The organism is Mesorhizobium sp. Arg314 (genome assembly GCF_053714275.1).
Map to the genome: position 1 here is coordinate 1 of NZ_JBSKBP010000199.1, position 758 is coordinate 758.

Below are 758 nucleotides of genomic sequence, written 5' to 3' on the forward strand. Positions count from 1 at the left end.
CGCGCCCCAGAAGCGCTGCTACTACCTGATCCCTCCAAAATTTTCGCAAACACGAAAGGAAACGTGATGGGCGGCGTAACCATGAATTTTTCCGGACCAGTGACGATTTTCGTTGGTAGCGGCGTGCCGGCATCACAGCTTCCTCAGGCGACGGCCGAGATCGCGCGAGACGAGGCGCTCGAGAAAGCACTTCGCTTCGACCCCAATTACGACGATCGAGAAGGCTATAACCCCGATTTCCTCGAAAACGATGTCACCGTGCCGCTGCCTCGCATTTCGCAGGAGCGGGACCAGGAGATGTATAAGGAAAATGGCCAGACCGTCGTGCTCAAGTACCATCACTTCAGCCTGGCAATGAACGCTTCCCGGCGAATGCAGATGTGGTCAGCGGTTAACGTCGATTACGATGCATTGAAAAGGGCCTCCAGCGGCCGCGCCTTCTTCGGTCAAGATCGTTGGGTGTTTGACCCGCGAATCCCGCAGCAATACCAATTGGGTGATCCCGATATCTACGCGCCCGCCAAGCAGATTGACCGGGGCCACATTGTGCGCAGGGAAGACAATGCCTGGGGCGATACGCCGACGGAAATCGAGTTTGCCAATTCCGACACGTTTCACTTCTCAAATTGCACGCCGCAGCACGCCGCCTTCAACCGCTCCCAACCGGGAAAGCAATGGCCAGGAGTTCAAGGCTTGTGGGGCGGCTTCGAAAATCACATTCAACGCGACTTGCAATCCGGTGACACGCGCGCCTGCAT

1 protein-coding gene is annotated in these 758 nt (G+C 56.9%); it reads left to right on the top strand.

Annotated features, from left to right (window positions below):
* Positions 1–66: 66 nt before the first annotated feature.
* The coding region (locus ACWGS9_RS35065) for a DNA/RNA non-specific endonuclease (RefSeq protein WP_454509462.1) at positions 67–758 on the top strand (692 nt) is incomplete at its 3' end.